The sequence below is a fragment of the Brevibacterium sp. UBA7493 genome, assembly GCF_002479565.1.
Classification (GTDB): Bacteria; Actinomycetota; Actinomycetes; order Actinomycetales; family Brevibacteriaceae; genus Brevibacterium; species Brevibacterium luteolum.
Genome location: NZ_DLOD01000022.1, coordinates 66,067 through 81,844, shown reverse-complemented (window position 1 = coordinate 81,844; position 15,778 = coordinate 66,067). Strand labels below are relative to the sequence as shown.

Genomic DNA, 15,778 nt, shown 5'->3' with positions numbered 1-15,778 from the left:
TGCCCATGACTAGACTGTAGCCATGCGCATTGTCAGATTCGTCCACAACGATGAGCCCACCTACGGCGTCGTCGAAGGCGAGCTCGGCGAGATCGTCGACGGTCGGGCCGACACCTCGGGCCTGGAGATCGCCGTCCTCGACTCGGACCCCTTCTTCAGCCCCGCCCAGTCCACCGGCGACCGCCTGACCTACGACGAGGTCCGCCTGCTGGCCCCGATCATCCCGCGCTCGAAGATCGTGTGCGTCGGTCGGAACTTCGCCGACCACGCCGCCGAACTCGGAAACGACGTGCCGGTCTCCCCGCTGACCTTCTTCAAGCCCAACACCGCCGTCATCGGCCCCGGCGACCCGATCCGCATCCCGGCGATCAGCGAGCACGTCAGCTATGAAGCCGAGCTCGGCGTCGTCATCGGCCGGGTCGCCAAACAGGTCAGCGCCGAACAGGCCTACGACACCGTGCTCGGCTACCTCGCCGGCAATGATGTCACCCTGCGCGACATCCAGGACACCGACAAGCAGTGGTCACGTGCCAAGGGCTTCGACACCTCCTGCCCGCTGGGCCCGTGGATCGAAACCGACTTCGACCCCGAAGCCGTCGCCATCCGCTCGTGGGTCGACGGCGAGCAGCGCCAGAACGGCACGACCGAGGATTTCATCTTCGACATCCCGACCCTCATCGAGCACATCACCGAGACGATCACGCTGCTGCCCGGCGATGTCATCCTCACCGGCACCCCGGCAGGAGTCGGGAAGATCGAAGCCGGCCAGCACGTCTCTGTCGCCATCGAAGGCCTCGGCCTGCTCGAGAACCCGGTGATGGACGCCTGAGCCGTACCCAGGCGACCACCGCCTCGGGACCGGGGACCTCCGCCTCGGGATCGGTTTCACCCCACCAGCCACCAGCACACGCATCGATGAAGAACGAAGGAAACTGTGAGCGTCAAAGTCCGCTTCTGCCCATCGCCCACCGGCACCCCGCACGTCGGGATGGTCCGCACCGCCCTGTTCAACTGGGCGTACGCCCGCCACACCGGCGGCACATTCGTCTTCCGCATCGAGGACACCGACGCCAGCCGCGACTCCGAGGAGTCCTACGGCCAGGTGCTCGAGGCGATGCGCTGGCTCGGCCTCGACTGGGATGAGGGCATCGACGTCGGCGGACCCGACGGACCCTACCGGCAGTCCCAGCGCGGCGAGATCTACCAGGGCATCATCACCCGCCTCGTCGACGCCGGCCACCTCTACGAGTCCTTCTCCACCAACGAGGAAGTCGAGGCCCGCCACAAAGCCGCCGGCCGCGACCCGAAGCTCGGCTACGACGGCTACGACCGCGACCTGACCGACGAGCAGAAGGCCGCCTTCCGCGCCGAGGGCCGCGAACCGGTGCTGCGCGTGCGCATGCCCGATGAGGACATCACCTTCACCGACCTCGTCCGCGGCGAGATCACCTTCAAGGCCGGGTCTGTGCCGGACTTCGTCGTCGTGCGCTCAGGCGGCCAGCCGCTGTACACCTTCGTCAACCCCGTCGACGACGCTCTCATGGGCATCACCCACGTGCTGCGCGGCGAGGACCTGCTGTCCTCGACCCCGCGCCAGATCGTCCTCTACGAAGCGCTCAAGGACATCGGGGTTGCTGAGCAGACCCCTGAGTTCGGCCACCTGCCCTACGTCATGGGCCAGGGCAACAAGAAGCTCTCGAAGCGCGACCCGGAATCCAACCTGTTCCTCCACCGCGACAACGGCTTCATCCGCGAAGGCCTCATCAACTACCTCGGCCTGCTCGGCTGGTCGATCGGACCCGACCGCGACGTGTTCACCGTCGACGAGTTCATCGAGGCCTTCGACATCCACGACGTGCTGCCGAACCCGGCCCGCTTCGACGTCAAGAAGGCCACCGCCATCAACGGCGACCACATCCGCATGCTCGACGCCGCTGACTTCCGCACCCGGCTCGTGCCCTACCTGCAGCGCGCCGGCATCGTCGGTGACGAGCTCAGCGATCGGGAGAACGAGATCCTCACCGCCGCCGCCCCGCTCGTGCAGACCCGCATGAACCTCCTCGGCGAAGCACCGGACCTGCTCGGCTTCCTCTTCACGGCAGATGCCGACCTGGAGCTCACCGCCGACGGGCTCAAGACGCTCAAGGACACCGCCCCCGAGGTGCTTGCTGCCTCCCTGCGCGTGCTCGAACCACTCGATGACTGGTCGACCCAGGCGATCCAGGACGCCCTGCAGACCGCGCTCGTCGCGGAGATGGGCATCAAACCGCGCCTGGCCTTCGGGCCGCTGCGCGTGGCCGTGTCCGGCCGCCGGGTCTCTCCGCCACTGTTCGAGTCGATGGAGATCCTCGGCAAGGACTCCTCGCTGACCCGCCTGCGGGCGCTCGCCGACCACCTCGCCGACGGCGAGGAGCAGGACGCCTGAGATGACTGACACCGCCACCGCTGTCCCAGGCCTGCGCCTGCCCGGGCTGACCGTCGAAGAGCTCACCCTCACCGTGCCCGTCGACCGCGGCTACGGTCAGCCGCTGTCCACCTCGGGAACGGGGGAGGAGCCGGCCACACTCGAGGTCTTCGCCCGGATCCTGGGCACGAAGGACTCGGCCAAGCCCTACCTGCTGTACCTGCAGGGCGGTCCCGGGCACGAGGCGTTCCGCGCCACCCAGTCGAGCCCCGGCTGGATCGAACGGGCGCTCAAGGACTTCCGGATCGTCATGCTCGACCAGCGCGGCACCGGCCGTTCGACCCCCATCGGCTGGGTCGACGGGCACATCACCGGGCTGCCGGCCGGTCTCGATGCAACCGATCCCGAGGCGGTGGCTGGGTACCTGACTCACCTGCGCGCCGATTCGATCATCGCCGATGCCGAAGACGTCCGGCAGGCGCTCGGGGCCGAGCAGTGGAGTGTGCTCGGGCAGTCCTTCGGCGGGTTCTGCACGCTGCGGTACCTCAACGAGCATCCTGAGGTCATCCGCGAAGCGCTGTTCACCGGTGGCCTGCCGGCCGTCGGCAGGCACCCGCGGGAAGTCTACGCCGCCACCTGGCAGCAGATGACGGCCAAGTCGCGAGCCTTCACCGCCCGGTATCCGCAGGCGGCTGCGAAGCTGCAGGAGCTGAGCGCCCGGGCCGCCTCCGGTCTGGAGCTGCCTGACGGCACGATTGCCACCGGCGATCACGTGCGGCTGCTCGGCCACTTCCTCGGCGCCTCGGGCGGGGCCGAACGGCTCGCTTACCTGCTCGAAGGCGACATCGACACCGCCGCCTTCCGCTACGACTTCGCCGCCGCCCTGCCGTTTGCCGGCCGCAACCCGCTGTACGCGGTCGTGCACGAGAGCTGCTGGGCTGACGGGGGCGTCACCGACTGGGCAGCCGAGGCTGCCATGCCCGAGGCGGTGCGCACCGATCCGACGCTGATGGCCGGTGAGCATATGACACCTGCCGTGTTCACCACCGGCCCGCTTGCGGTGTGGAAGAACATCGCCGAACGCGTGGCCGCACACGAGTGGCCGCGGCTGTGGGATGCCGAGAAGCTGCGGAGCGCTGAGGTGCCGGCGGCTGCCGCGGTGTACTTCGAAGACGCCTATGTGCCCCAGCAGTACTCCCTGGAGACCGCCTCACTGCTGCCGCAGATGCGCCCGTGGGTGACGAACGAGTACGAGCACAACGGACTCTCGGCCTCCTCAGGAGCGGTGCTCGACCGACTGCTCAAGCTCACCCGCGACGAAATCTGAGACCCCGGTGCCCTGTCCGGTATCCGGAATCGCGGGTGTTTCAGGACTGTGTGCTCAGGTCCGGCGGCTCACAGTGAGCGGACCATCCCGCCGTCGACGGCGATGACGCTGCCGGTGATGTAGCTGGCGATGGGGGAGAGCAGGAACGCTGCGACCTGCCCGAACTCATGCGGCTGCCCGAGCCGGCGCAGCGGCACATGCTCCAGCTGCTCAGCATCGGGCGCCTCACCCATCCGCGGGGTGAGGATCTGACCGGGGGCCACACCGAAGATCCGGATGCCGCGCGGGCCGATCTCATCGGCTATGTTCTTGATCGCCATTGCAATCCCGGGCCGCAGCGCATTCGAGATCGCGATCGAGGGGATCGGATTCCACACCGACGATGACAGCACCATCCCGACGGCCGAACCTGTCTCCAGGCGCTCACAGGCGCAGCGGGCCAGGCGCAGGGAGCCGAGGAACACCGACTCGATGGCCTCGCGCCACTGCTCCTCACTTGTGTCGAAGTAGTGCCCGACCGCCGGCCCGCCGACGGAGATGAACACACCGGCAACCGGTGCGTCTGCGAACGCCTCGGCGGCGGCGGTGAAGAGCTGCTCACCGGCGTCATGAGCGGCATTGTCGAGAGCCAGCCCGGCCGCCCGGTCACCGAGCTGACCGACAGCGGCGTCGATCTTCTCCTGGCTGCGCGAGGAGATCACGACGTTGGCATCCTCGGCGACCAGCGCCTCGGCGGTGGCCAATCCGAGCCCTGATGAGCCGCCTGTGACAATGAATGTGCGGCCTGAGATCTGGAGGTCCATGGGCCTCATTGTGCCGCCCCTCACGCGATTTTGCACTCGGGGTTCGGAGTGTGTAGAGTAATCTTTCGTTGCCAGGGAGGCGCAAGCCTCCGAAGCGCATTGGGGTATGGTGTAATTGGCAGCACGAGTGATTCTGGTTCACTTAGTCTAGGTTCGAGTCCTGGTACCCCAGCGCCCCCGTCGTCTAGTGGCCTAGGACGCCGCCCTCTCAAGGCGGAAACGGCGGTTCGAACCCGCTCGGGGGTACGGATAATCCCGGTGTCTGACATGATCAGGCGCCGGGATTCGTCCTTTCCCACCGGCACCGCCCCCGCGCGGTGCCCTGGCTTGATCGACGGAGACCATGACCCGAGATACCAGCTCCCGCCCGCCGCGCGAGGCTCGTGCCGCGCTGACCGGCGGAGTGGTCGGCAACTACGTCGATCAGCTGCACATCTTCTTGCCGCTGACCGCCCTCGCTCCAGCCCTGCCGCACCTGGTCGGCAGCGAGGCGATCGCAGGGGCTGCGACGCTCACGATCGTCGCCACGCTGCTCGGCCGGCCCTTCGGCGCGGTCGTCTTCGGCCGGCTGGCCGACCGGTTCGGCCGCACCGCCATCACCCAGGTCGCCATCGCCGGCACCGCCGTCTGCACTCTGGCGATCGCCTGCCTGCCGACCCACGAGACGATCGGCATCGCTGCGATCGGGCTCGTGTTGCTGCTGCGGTTCCTCGGCGGCATGTTCCTCGCCGGCGAGTACACCTCGGCGATCCCGTTGGCGATGGAATGGTCGGCCCCGCGCCGCCGCGGCCTGTTCTCCGGGCTCATCATGGCGATGGCCCCATGGGCGCAGGCTTCGATCGCCCTGGCCACCCTCGGCCTGCTCGCCGCTCTTGGCCCCGAGGCCTATGCCGTGTTCGGCTGGCGGCTGGCGTTTGCCACCGGCGGCATCGCCTCCCTGCTCGTGCTCGCCTACTATCACCGCAACGTCGCCGATGCGAAGGCGTCGACGCTGCTGCCGGCGGATGCTGCCGTGCCCGAGGCGGAGGAGACTCAGGCGGCTGGCTCCGGTGAGCGTCCGGCCCAGCGCGGTTCGCTGCGGGCGGTCGTGTTCGGCCGCTGGGCGCGGCCGTTCTGGGCGGTGTTCCTGCTCATGACCGGGCTGTGGCTGATGACGAATATGGTCGTCATCCGGATGGCCGCCTACCTCGGTGAGGGCGGAAGTGCCGCCCACTTGACGGCGGAGACCGTGCCGGTCGTCATGGCCGCAGCCGCGATCGCTCAGGCGCTGGTGATGTCGGTGACCGGGCACATCTCCACGCTCGTCGGCAGGCGCCGGTTCTTCGTGCTCGCCGGCATCATCGCCGCAGCCGGCGGGCCGACCCTCTACGTGCTCATCACACAGGCCTCGACGATCGTCGCCACCGCCGCGCTCGTGTGCCTCATTCAGGCGCTCACCGTCACCGCCTACGGACCGATCGGTGCGCACCTCTCAGAGATCTTCCCGGCCGAGGTCCGCTCGACCGGCTACGGCACCGCATACAGTGCCTCGATCGTGATACCGGCCCTCTTCCCATTCTGGCTGCCGGCACTGGCCGCACTGCTCGGCGGGCAGACTGCTGCCGTGGTCGTGGTGCTCGTGCTCGGCGGGATCTTCGTCTCCTTCGGTGGTGTCCTGAGCACCCGGTCTCAGGACGCCGAGGCTCAGCTCAGCGCCGACTGAGCGAGAGTGTGTCTGCGGCGATCTTCCGGGTGTTCTCGGCGGTTTTGATCGAGGCGACGATGAACTCCAGAACCATGCGCCCGTAGACGAGCTGCATGAGGGCCGGAATCCAGCCGAAGAGGATCGCGAGGATGAGCGGCAGCGGGTTGAACGACGACTCACCGAAGACACTCACGCCCATGGCGAGACCGAAGATGATGCCGAAGACGACGATGGCGATCCACGTGAGCGCGCACGCGAGGATATGCAGCACGTAGATGATCCCCGCCCACGTGATGCTGACGAAGTGATCGAACTTCACGTCGAACAGGGCTTTGAAGAAGCCGCTGGCCGACCGGCCGCTGACCGGTCTTTCGGTTTCCGGTGCGCCGCCCCAGCCGGAACCGGGCTCTATGCCGTACGGGTTTCCGCCGGTCGGCTGTCCGCCATAGGGGTGAGCGTAAGGGCTGGCGGCGCCCGGCTGAGACTGGTCGGCTGCAGGAGCATGCGGAGCCTGGTATCCGATCGGCTGCCGTGAGTCCTGGGGCTGCTGTGGGTCCCGTGGATGGGACGGAGGCTGGGTCATGGTGTTCCTCTCAGTCGTTGATGCTGCTGACAGTGCTGACAGCCGGGAGAGCGCCGCGGTGATCCGGCGCTCTGCACCGTCGGTCTGTCATCGGGCATCTGCCGGTGCCAGGCTCAGCTCAGCGGTCGGCTGTGCTGATGACGGCCGTCGATGCTGCCTTGTCATGTAGGCTCTGCCGGCGCTTCGTGTCGATGAACAGCGACAGGCAGCACAGCAGGCCAGGTGACGTCATCGGCATCCTCTCTCCTCAATTGTGCGATATAGGGATATGTGGAACCGCTTCCGCGGTTCCTGCCAGCCTAATGACTCCCACACGGAATGGAACGGGCTCAGCAGAGCTTTCCGGCACACGCAATCGCGGCACCGGACCTGATGTCCGATGCCGCGATGTGAAGAGGAGCGGTTCAGGCGCGGTTGAGCGCCTCGGTCAGGGCCTTGGCTGCCTCGAGGATCGACTGTGCGTGCAGGCGGCCGGGCTGGCGGGTCAGCCGCTCGACCGGCCCAGAGATCGACACAGCAGCCACGACTCGGTTGCTCGGTCCTCGCACAGGAGCGGAGACGGAGGCGACGCCGCGTTCGCGTTCGGCGATCGACTGGGCCCAGCCGCGGCGGCGCACACCGGAGAGCATCGTGGCGGTGAAGCGGGCACCGCGCAGTCCCGAGTGCAGGCGGTCGGGCTCCTCCCAGGCCAGCAACACCTGTGCGGCCGAACCGGCGCGCATGCTCAGGGTCGCTCCGACCGGCACGGAGTCGCGCAGGCCCACCGGGCGTTCGGCTGCCGCCACGCACAGGCGCAGATCGCCCTGCCGGCGGAACAGCTGGGAGCTCTCACCGGTTCGGTCGCGCAGCTGGTTGAGCACCGGCCCGGCGGCTGCCAGCAGCCGGTCCTCACCGGCAGCCGAGGACAGCTCGGCCAGGCGGGGGCCCAGCACGAACCGGCCCTGCAGATCGCGGCCGACGAAGCGGTGGTACTCCAGGGCCACGGCCAGACGGTGTGCCGTCGGGCGGGCGAGGCCGGTGAGCGTGACGAGCTCGGCAAGGGACGCCGGGCCGGCTTCGAGTGCAGAAAGAACGAGGGAGGCCTTGTCGATGACCCCCACGCCGCTACCAGTTTGAGTGCTCATGTTCAACATTCTGCAATCTCAAAAATCGAGATGCAAGTTCACCATGCAAAATGGCGCATTAATGTCGGTGGCCAACCCGCACCCGTGACCTGTCTCAGGCACGAATCGCATGTAGGAGGATCCTGTGGGCAAGACACTGGCCGAGAAAGTCTGGGCCGATCATGTCGTCGCACGCGGCGACGACGGCGCTCCCGACCTGCTCTATATCGACCTTCACCTCGTGCACGAGGTGACGAGCCCCCAGGCATTCGAAGGACTCCGCCTCGCCGGCCGGCCGGTGCGCCGCCCGGACCTCACGATCGCCACCGAGGACCACAACACTCCGACACTGGAGATCTTCAAGCCGATCGCCGATCCGACCTCCCGCAAGCAGATCGAGACTCTGCGCGCCAACGCCGAGGAGTTCGGCATCCGCCTGCACTCCCTCGGCGATGCCGACCAGGGCATCGTCCACGTCGTCGGCCCGCAGCTCGGACTCACCCAGCCGGGCATGACCGTCGTGTGCGGTGACTCCCACACCTCGACCCACGGCGCCTTCGGTGCGCTCGCCTTCGGCATCGGCACCTCCGAGGTCGAGCATGTGCTCGCCACCCAGACGCTGAGCCTCAAGCCGTTCAAGACGATGTCGATCACGATCGACGGTGAGCTGCCCGAAGGCTCGACGGCCAAGGACATCATCCTGGCGATCATCGCCAAGATCGGGACCGGCGGGGGACAGGGCTACGTCCTCGAATACCGCGGCGAGGCGATCCGCAAGCTGTCGATGGAAGCCCGCATGACGATCTGCAATATGTCGATCGAGGCTGGTGCCCGCGCCGGCATGATCGCCCCGGACGAGACGACCTTCGACTACATCCACGGCCGCCCCCACGCCCCCGAGGGCGCCGACTGGGATGCCGCCGTCGAATACTGGAATACCCTGCGGACTGATGACGACGCGGTCTTCGACGCCGAGGTGGTCCTCCAGGCCGCAGACATCGAACCCTATGTCACATGGGGCACCAACCCCGGTCAGGGTCTGCCGCTGAGCGCCAACGTCCCGGACCCGGCCGAGATCGTCGACGAGAACGATCGCGCCGCCGCTGAGAGCGCTCTGGCCTATATGGACCTGACCCCGGGCATGCCGCTGCGCGACATCGCCATCGACACCGTCTTCCTCGGCTCGTGTACCAACGGCCGCATCGAGGACCTGCGCGCAGCAGCCGACGTCATCCGCGGCCGGACCAAGCACCCGGATGTGAAGTTCATGGTCGTGCCCGGCTCGGCGAAGGTCCGCCTGCAGGCCGAGGCCGAGGGCCTCGACGAGGTGTTCACCGACTTCGGTGCTGAGTGGCGCTTCGCCGGCTGCTCGATGTGCCTTGGCATGAACCCCGACCAGCTCGCCGAGGGCGAACGCTGCGCCTCGACCTCGAACCGCAACTTCGAAGGCCGGCAGGGCAAGGGCGGGCGCACCCACCTCGTCAGCCCGCTCGTCGCCGCGGCCACCGCGGTGCGCGGCACCCTGTCATCGCCTGCTGACCTGACCGCCGATGACCGCACTGCGGTCAGCGCCTGAGGGAGGAACCATGGAGAAGTTCACCACGCACACCGGCACCGGCGTGCCGCTGCGCCGCTCGAACGTCGATACTGACCAGATCATCCCGGCCGTCTACCTCAAGCGCATCACCCGCACCGGCTTCGACGATGCCCTCTTCGCCCGCTGGCGCAAGGACCCGGACTTCGTGCTGAGCCAGGAGGCCTACGCCGGCGGCTCGGTGCTCGTCGCCGGCCCCGACTTCGGCACCGGCTCGTCACGTGAGCACGCCGTGTGGGCGCTCAAGGACTACGGCTTCAAAGCCGTGCTCTCCAGCCGCTTCGGCGACATCTTCCGCGGCAACGCCGGCAAGGAGGGCCTCGTGGCCGCCAAGCTCGAGCAGTCCGACATCGAGCTGATCTGGAAGATTCTCGACAACCAGCCCGGCACCGAGATCACCGTCGACCTCGAAAGCCGCACCGTGACCTGCGATTCGCTCACCGTGCCCTTCGAGATCGACGACTACACCCGCTGGCGGATCCTCGAAGGCCTCGACGACATCAGCCTGACCCTCGGGCGCGCAGACGACATCGAGTCCTATGAGGCCTCCCGTCCGAGCTTCAAGCCGCAGACGCTGCCGGCGAAGGTCTGAGACAGCGCGCTGACCCTGAGCGCGTACTTCCTTTCTGACAGTGTGGTGACAGGCTGACCGGCCGACGATTCGCTAGGCTGGTCACGCACGCCATGCCGCCGAGCCACCGCCTCGGCGCCGGCTCCCAAGCCGAACCGAACCCTGCGTGCGCACGGCCGGAACACGGCGAAGGAGGACAATGCTCGAGGTCGACGGCGGCACACCGCTCAGCGGCACCGTCCGCGTCCGAGGTGCGAAGAACCTCGTGTCGAAGGCGATGGTCGCATCACTGCTGGGATCCAGCCCGTCTGTGCTGCGCGGGGTTCCGCGCATCCGCGACGTCGAGGTCGTCACCGGTCTGCTCGAAGTCCACGGAGTGCGCGTCGAATCCCAGCCCGACGGCGACTCGCCCGACGGCCAGCTCGTCATGGACCCCTCGAACGTCGAACAGGGCTCCATCGTCGACATCGACGCCCACGCCGGCGCCTCGCGCATCCCGATCCTCTTCTGCGGACCGCTGCTGCACCGCCTCGGCAAAGCCTTCATCCCCGACCTCGGCGGCTGCCGCATCGGCGATCGGCCGATCGACTTCCACCTCGACGTGCTGCGCCAGTTCGGGGCCACCGTCGACAAGACCCCCGGCGGCATCCAGCTCGAAGCCCGACAGCGGCTGCAGGGCACCCAGGTCGAACTGCCCTACCCCTCGGTCGGAGCGACCGAGCAGGTGCTGCTCACCGCCGTCACCGCCGAAGGCGTCACCGAACTGAAGAACGCCGCGATCGAACCCGAGATCATGGACCTGGTCGCGATCCTGCAGAAGATGGGCGCGATCATCTCCGTCGACACCGACCGCTGCTTCCGCATCCTCGGCGTCGACGAGCTCACCGGCTACACCCACCGGGCTCTGCCTGACCGCATCGAGGCCGCCTCGTGGGCGTCTGCCGCGCTGGCCACCGGCGGGGAGGTGTTCGTCGCTGGAGCCCACCAGCCGGACATGATCACTTTCCTCAACGTCTTCCGCCAGATCGGCGGCACCTTCGACGTCACCGAGACCGGCATCCGGTTCTCCCACCCGGGAGGCGATCTGTCCTCCCTGCCGCTGGAGACCGACGTGCACCCGGGCTTCATGACCGACTGGCAGCAGCCGCTCGTCGTCGCCCTGACGCAGGCGACCGGACTGTCGATCATCCATGAGACTGTGTACGAGAACCGCTTCGGCTTCACCGACGCGATCAACCGGATGGGCGGGACGATCCAGCTCTACCGCGAATGCCTCGGCGGCACCCCGTGCCGGTTCGGGCGCAAGAACTTCAAGCACTCGGCCGTCATCTCCGGGCCCACGAAGCTGCGCGGTGCCGACATCGAGGTCCCCGATCTGCGCGGCGGCTTCTCCCACCTCATCGCCGCACTCGCCGCTGAGGGCACCTCCCGGGTCTCGGGCATCGGCATCATCAACCGCGGCTACGAGGACTTCCTCGACAAGCTCGCAGCCCTCGGCGCGAAGGTGCAGATGGCATGACGCACAACGACAGCCGCGCCCACCCCGATGACGTGCCGGCCGAAGCCCTGCACGCCACCCCTGAGGGCACCGTCGACGTCACCGGCACCCCGCCGAAGTACCACGTCGACTTCGATGAGAAGAGCCTGAAGAAGCAGAAGTTCACCGCCGGCTTCGTCGCCCCGGCCGCCGGCGTGCTCTTCCGGCTCTTCGGCCGCTACCAGGTGCTCGGCGACGAACATATCCCGCCCTCGGGCCAGCCGGCGATCTTCGTCGCCTACCACGCCAGCTACCTCGACCCGATCCTCATCGGGCTGACCCTGTGGTACCGCGGCCGGCTGCCGCACTACCTGGCCAAGTCCCCGCTGTTCACCGGCGTACTCGGCGCCGGACTCAAGGCGATCGGCCAGATTCCGGTGCTGCGCGACTCCGTGCACGCCGGCGGCAGCCTCGTCTACGCCAGAGCCGCCCTCGAAGGCGGGCAGTCGATCGTCATCTACCCGCAGGGCACCTTGACGAAGGACCCCGACCTGTGGCCGCAGGCCTCGAAGTCAGGTGCCGCCCGCCTGGCCCTGTCGACCGGCGCACCGCTCATCCCGGTCGCCCACTGGGGTCTGGACAGGTCGATGCCGGTCGGGGCGAAGATCCCCAAGCCGCGCCCGCAGGACACGCTGCGCATCGCCTTCGGCCCGGCGATCGACTACAGCGACCTCGACGGGCTGACCACCGCCAATATCCGCACCCTGACCAACCGCGTCACCAGCCACATCGCAGCCGAACTCGCAGTGCTGCGCGGCGAGGAGATGCCCGAGCGCTTCCGCGCCGACTACCGGCCGGCCGCCGGGCGCACAGAAGGAGACACCGCATGACGATCGCCGTACTCGGAGCCGGATCCTGGGGGACGACGTTCGCCAAGGTGATCGCCGATGCCGGTCACGAGGTGCTGCTGTGGGCTCGCCGCGGGGAAGCGGCAGACGAGATCAACGCCTCCCACACCAACAGCCGCTACCTGCCCGACATCGAGCTGCCTGATACGATCCGCGCCAGCTCCGATATCGCTGAAGTGCTCGCCGCCGCCGAGGTGGTGGTGCTGGCGGTGCCCGCGCAGTCCCTGCGCGGGAACCTCACCGCGTGGGCGCCGCTGCTGCGCGAGGACGCCGTGCTCGTCAGCCTCATGAAGGGCATCGAGGTCACCACCGGCAAGCGGATGAGCGAGGTCATCGCCGAGGTCACCGGTGCCGGCCCGGAGCGCATCGCGATCGTCTCCGGGCCCAATCTGGCCCGCGAGATCGCCGTCGGCCAGCCGACTGCCACCGTCATCGCCTGTGCCGATGAGGCCGTCGCCGACCGCATCGCCGAACTCACCGCCAATGCCTACTTCCGCCCCTACACCAACGACGACGTCGTCGGCGTCGAACTCGGCGGGGCGATCAAGAACGTCATCGCCTTAGCCGTCGGCATCACCGACGGGCAGGGGATGGGAGACAACTCGAAGGCCTCGATCATCACCCGCGGCCTGGCCGAGACCACCCGGCTGGCCCTGGCGATGGGCGCTGATGCCCACACTCTGGCTGGTCTCGCCGGCCTCGGCGACCTCGTCGCCACATGTGCCTCACCGCTGTCGCGCAACCGGTCCTTCGGCCGGCTGCTCGGCGAGGGCCTGACCCTGGAAGAAGCCACCACCCGCACCGCCCAGACCGCCGAGGGCGTCAAGAGTGCCGCCGCCGTTCTCGAACTCGGCCGCTCCCACGGCGTCGAACTGCCGATCACCCAGGGTGTGACCGCCGTGCTCACCGGCCGGCTGCATGTTGACGAACTGGGCGGTTTGCTGTTGTCTCGAAAGCGTAAGACCGAAAGCCCGATGAAGTACGACCAGACCCCGGGCCAGAGCCCGGCCGGCGGCTGAGAGCCCTCAGCCGCCACCCGTCACCGCCACCGGCTCAGGAGGAAACATGATCGAGCACCAGAACTCACCCTTCGCCAAGCTCAACGAGGTCCCGCGCTTCGAGGTCACCAGCACCGACATCACCGAAGGAGCCGAACTCGACGCCGCCCAGCGCTCCGGTGCGATGGGCATCGACGGCGGCAAGGACATCTCCCCGCAGCTGTCCTGGTCAGGCTTCCCGGCCGAGACGAAGGCGTTCGCCGTCACCTGCTTCGACCCCGACGCCCCGACCGGTTCCGGCTTCTGGCACTGGGTGCTCACCGACCTGCCCGCCGATGTCACGGAGCTGCCGGCAGACGCCGGCAACCCGGACGCCGGCCTGCTGCCCGAGGGCGGTGTCATGATGCGCAACGACGCCGGTGAGCCGCGCTTCGTCGGCGCTGCCCCGCCGGAAGGCCACGGGCCGCACCGCTACTTCTTCATCGTCCACGCCCTGTCCGAACCGCTGGAGCTCGACGCCTCGGCCAGCCCGGCCTTCGTCGGCTTCAACATGTTCTTCAAGTCGATCGGCCGCGGCTGGATCGAGACCACCTTCGAAGTCAAGTGACCAACCCCGCTAGGAACAACTGATCCCATGACACCAGCCTCCTCGTCCTCCACTGCCGGCGACACCCGTCCTGTCGTCGCCGTCCTGTTCGGCGGCCGCTCTTCAGAGCACGCCGTGTCGTGCGTCTCGGCAGCCAATGTGCTCGCCGCGATCGACCGGGACGCCTACCGGGTCATCCCGATCGGCATCACCCGGCAGGGCACGTGGCGGATCGTCGAGGACTGGGAGAAGTTCACCTTCAACCCCGAGGCGATGCCCGAGGTGACCGATAACGGCACCTCGGTCATCCCCTCGATCTCCGAACAACGCGAACCGCTGCTGCACCGGGGAGCCGACGGCACCCTGAGCGAACTCGACGTCGTCGACGTCTACTTCCCGGTGCTGCACGGCCGCTACGGTGAGGACGGCACCATCCAGGGGATCTTCGAACTGTCGAACACCCCGTTCGTCGGCGCCGGTGTGCTCGCCTCGGCGGTGAGCATGGACAAGCACTTCATGAAGGCCGTCATGGTCAACTCCGGGATCCCGGCCTGCCCGTTCGTCCTCATCACCGAGGTGAAGTACGAACACGCTCCGGAGGTCATGACCGAACGCGTCGAGAAGCTCGGCTTCCCGGCCTTCGTCAAGCCCTGCCGCGCCGGCTCCTCGATCGGCGTGTCGAAGATCAACAGCGTCTCCGAACTCGATGTCGCGCTCAAAGAGGCTTTCGAGCACGACAACAAGGTCATCGTCGAACCGCTCGTCGACGGCCGCGAGATCGAATGCTCCGTCCTCGGCTCCGTCTACGACCGCCGGGCGCGGACCTCGGTGCCCTCGGAGATCGTCGTCGGCGGCGACCATGAGTTCTACGACTTCGAAGCCAAGTACCTCGACCTCGACTCGGTCAAGCTCATCTGCCCGGCCGATGTCGATGCCGACACCACTGCGAAGATCCAGGATCTCGCCGCCCGCACCTTCAAAGCCTTCGAATGCACCGGCCTGGCCCGCGTCGACACCTTCGTCACCGCTGACGGCGAGGTGCTCATCAACGAGCTCAATACGCTGCCCGGCTTCACCCCGAGCTCGGCGTATCCGCAGATGTGGGCGGCTTCGGGGCTGGAGTACAGCGAGCTCATCTCCGAGCTCATCAGCATCGCGATGAGCGATCACGCCCGCCAGGCGGCCAACCAGCCCACGAGCTGAGCTGGGCTACGGCGCCGCCGTCTCCTCATCAGCCGGTTGCTCAGCACCGGGAGTCTCGACCGGCAGGCCGTCCTCATCGAGATCCTCGGCAGCCACACAGGAGCGCGTCTGCTCAATCGTCGACACCGACGGGGAGATCTCCGAGAGCACCGTGGCACCGGCGATCTTGTCCGAAGCGACGAGCACCTCGACAGCCGGTTCACGGCCATAGGAGACGAATCGCCACGACGTGCCGGTCTCCTCAGTCGAGACCCAGTCGACGCCGTTGACGCTCACACATCGGTCAGTCGAGGGCCCCGGCGGCTCGACGCCGCAGCGCAGCACCGCCACCGACGGGTCGCCCCACGCATCGGTGCCCTGCGAGGTCGTCTTGCGCGAGTCATGCCCGTCGATCTCATCGGGCATTCGCAGCATGACCGCCGCGCACTCCGGATTGTGGGCGTCGGCAGCAGGCTCAACGGACACGGCGGCAGCGCAGCCGCTGAGACCCAGACCGACAACGGCACAGGCGGCAGCGACACAGGGGAGGCGGTTCAT

15 protein-coding genes and 2 tRNA genes are annotated in these 15,778 nt (G+C 67.8%); 13 read left to right on the top strand and 4 right to left on the bottom strand.

From position 1 onward, the window contains the following. The first annotated feature begins 22 nt into the window (after nt 1-22). From B4E96_RS12985 to B4E96_RS12975, 3 genes are all read left to right on the top strand, one after another. Entirely contained in the window at nt 23-829 is an 807-nt protein-coding gene (locus tag B4E96_RS12985) for a fumarylacetoacetate hydrolase family protein (protein WP_102161715.1), read from the top strand. A gap of 105 nt (nt 830-934) precedes the next feature. Next, nucleotides 935-2,425: a glutamate--tRNA ligase gene (gltX, locus tag B4E96_RS12980; protein WP_286957936.1), complete on the top strand. Its 1,491-nt coding sequence runs from the start codon at nt 935-937 to the stop codon at nt 2,423-2,425. Between the two features lies 1 nt (nt 2,426). Continuing rightward, a complete protein-coding gene (locus tag B4E96_RS12975; RefSeq protein ID WP_286957935.1) occupies nt 2,427-3,731 on the top strand; it encodes an alpha/beta fold hydrolase in 1,305 nt (434 codons plus the stop codon). Between the two features lie 68 nt (nt 3,732-3,799). Here B4E96_RS12975 and B4E96_RS12970 read toward each other — a convergent pair whose 3' ends face one another. Next, nucleotides 3,800-4,534, bottom strand: coding sequence for an SDR family oxidoreductase (locus B4E96_RS12970; protein WP_102161718.1), 735 nt, complete (start codon nt 4,532-4,534; stop codon nt 3,800-3,802). A gap of 100 nt (nt 4,535-4,634) precedes the next feature. Here B4E96_RS12970 and B4E96_RS12965 point away from each other — a divergent pair. The 3 genes from B4E96_RS12965 to B4E96_RS12955 all read left to right on the top strand — a co-directional run bounded on the left by B4E96_RS12965 (nt 4,635) and on the right by B4E96_RS12955 (nt 6,236). Next, nucleotides 4,635-4,706, top strand: a tRNA-Gln gene (locus tag B4E96_RS12965). 1 nt (nt 4,707) lies between these two features. Beyond that, nucleotides 4,708-4,780, top strand: a tRNA-Glu gene (locus B4E96_RS12960). Between the two features lie 97 nt (nt 4,781-4,877). Further along, nucleotides 4,878-6,236 carry an MFS transporter gene (locus tag B4E96_RS12955; RefSeq protein ID WP_286957932.1) on the top strand — a complete coding sequence of 453 codons (1,359 nt, stop codon included), beginning with the start codon at nt 4,878-4,880 and terminating at the stop codon, nt 6,234-6,236. Here the strand turns inward: B4E96_RS12955 and B4E96_RS12950 are convergent. Together B4E96_RS12950 and B4E96_RS12945 are read right to left on the bottom strand one after the other, a co-directional pair. After that, nucleotides 6,223-6,801 (bottom strand): DUF4282 domain-containing protein, encoded by a 579-nt coding sequence (locus tag B4E96_RS12950; protein ID WP_286957931.1) that lies wholly within the window; start codon nt 6,799-6,801, stop codon nt 6,223-6,225. The two genes, B4E96_RS12955 and B4E96_RS12950, sit on opposite strands and share 14 nt — an antisense overlap. Nucleotides 6,802-7,205: 404 nt before the next feature. Next, the gene (locus tag B4E96_RS12945; protein WP_102161721.1) at nt 7,206-7,925 is read right to left on the bottom strand and encodes an IclR family transcriptional regulator; all 720 of its coding nucleotides are present in this window, start codon (nt 7,923-7,925) and stop codon (nt 7,206-7,208) included. 124 nt (nt 7,926-8,049) lie between these two features. Between B4E96_RS12945 and leuC the strand changes: the two genes are divergently transcribed. The 7 genes from leuC to B4E96_RS12910 all read left to right on the top strand — a co-directional run bounded on the left by leuC (nt 8,050) and on the right by B4E96_RS12910 (nt 15,241). Next, nucleotides 8,050-9,480 (top strand): 3-isopropylmalate dehydratase large subunit, encoded by a 1,431-nt coding sequence (gene leuC / locus B4E96_RS12940; RefSeq protein WP_259797511.1) that lies wholly within the window; start codon nt 8,050-8,052, stop codon nt 9,478-9,480. Nucleotides 9,481-9,490: 10 nt separating this feature from the next. Next, nucleotides 9,491-10,090 (top strand): 3-isopropylmalate dehydratase small subunit, encoded by a 600-nt coding sequence (gene leuD / locus B4E96_RS12935; RefSeq protein WP_165882518.1) that lies wholly within the window; start codon nt 9,491-9,493, stop codon nt 10,088-10,090. A gap of 178 nt (nt 10,091-10,268) precedes the next feature. Then, nucleotides 10,269-11,588, top strand: a complete 1,320-nt coding sequence (murA, locus tag B4E96_RS12930) for a UDP-N-acetylglucosamine 1-carboxyvinyltransferase (RefSeq protein ID WP_102161724.1) — start codon at nt 10,269-10,271, stop codon at nt 11,586-11,588. Further along, nucleotides 11,585-12,436, top strand: coding sequence for a lysophospholipid acyltransferase family protein (locus B4E96_RS12925; protein ID WP_286957930.1), 852 nt, complete (start codon nt 11,585-11,587; stop codon nt 12,434-12,436). Before murA ends, B4E96_RS12925 begins: the two co-directional genes overlap by 4 nt. Further along, nucleotides 12,433-13,473 (top strand): NAD(P)H-dependent glycerol-3-phosphate dehydrogenase, encoded by a 1,041-nt coding sequence (locus B4E96_RS12920; RefSeq protein ID WP_259855349.1) that lies wholly within the window; start codon nt 12,433-12,435, stop codon nt 13,471-13,473. The genes B4E96_RS12925 and B4E96_RS12920 overlap by 4 nt, the downstream gene beginning before the upstream one ends. Before the next feature lie 46 nt (nt 13,474-13,519). Then, nucleotides 13,520-14,059 (top strand): YbhB/YbcL family Raf kinase inhibitor-like protein, encoded by a 540-nt coding sequence (locus B4E96_RS12915; protein WP_286957929.1) that lies wholly within the window; start codon nt 13,520-13,522, stop codon nt 14,057-14,059. A gap of 27 nt (nt 14,060-14,086) precedes the next feature. After that, complete coding sequence (locus tag B4E96_RS12910) at nt 14,087-15,241, top strand: D-alanine--D-alanine ligase family protein (protein ID WP_259797527.1); 1,155 nt, start codon at nt 14,087-14,089, stop codon at nt 15,239-15,241. 6 nt (nt 15,242-15,247) lie between these two features. Here the strand turns inward: B4E96_RS12910 and B4E96_RS12905 are convergent, their stop codons facing one another. Next, the gene (locus tag B4E96_RS12905) at nt 15,248-15,778 is read right to left on the bottom strand and encodes a DUF3515 domain-containing protein (RefSeq protein WP_259834647.1); all 531 of its coding nucleotides are present in this window, start codon (nt 15,776-15,778) and stop codon (nt 15,248-15,250) included.